General features: G+C 67.2%; 1 pseudogene. It reads left to right on the top strand.

What is annotated here, in order from left to right:
* Nucleotides 1–478: pseudogene (locus F6X42_RS43110) on the top strand (ESPR-type extended signal peptide-containing protein); the annotation flags it as partial.

The raw sequence follows: 478 nt of genomic DNA, 5'->3' as shown, positions 1-478 counted from the left end.
GCATTGCGACCAACCAGACGGCGATCACCAGCATCGACGGCCGCGTGACCAGCGTGGAAGGCTCGGTCACGAACCTGACGCAGCAACTGGACGGCGGCAGCGTCGGCCTGGTACAGCAGGACGCGACCAGCAAAGCCATCACGGTGGCCAGGGGCCTGGACGGCACGACGGTGGACTTCAGTGGCACCGATGGCGCGCGCACGCTGAGCGGCGTGAAGGCTGGCGCGCTGGGCGACACCAGCACCGAAGCGGTAAACGGTTCGCAGCTGCACGCGACCAACCAGAACGTGACGACCAACACGGCCGGCATCGCGGCCAACACGACGAACGTTGCGGCCAACAAGACGGCGATCACCAGCATCGACGGCCGCGTGACCAACGTGGAAGGCTCGGTCACGAACCTGACGCAGCAACTGGACGGCGGCAGCGTCGGCCTGGTGCAGCAGGACGCGACCAGCAAGGTCATCACGGTGGCCAG

Origin of the sequence: Paraburkholderia podalyriae (assembly GCF_014397785.1) — a bacterium.
Taxonomy (GTDB): domain Bacteria; phylum Pseudomonadota; class Gammaproteobacteria; order Burkholderiales; family Burkholderiaceae; genus Paraburkholderia; species Paraburkholderia podalyriae.
Note: the sequence above shows the minus strand (reverse complement) of the source record. Positions and strands in the feature narration are given on the sequence as shown.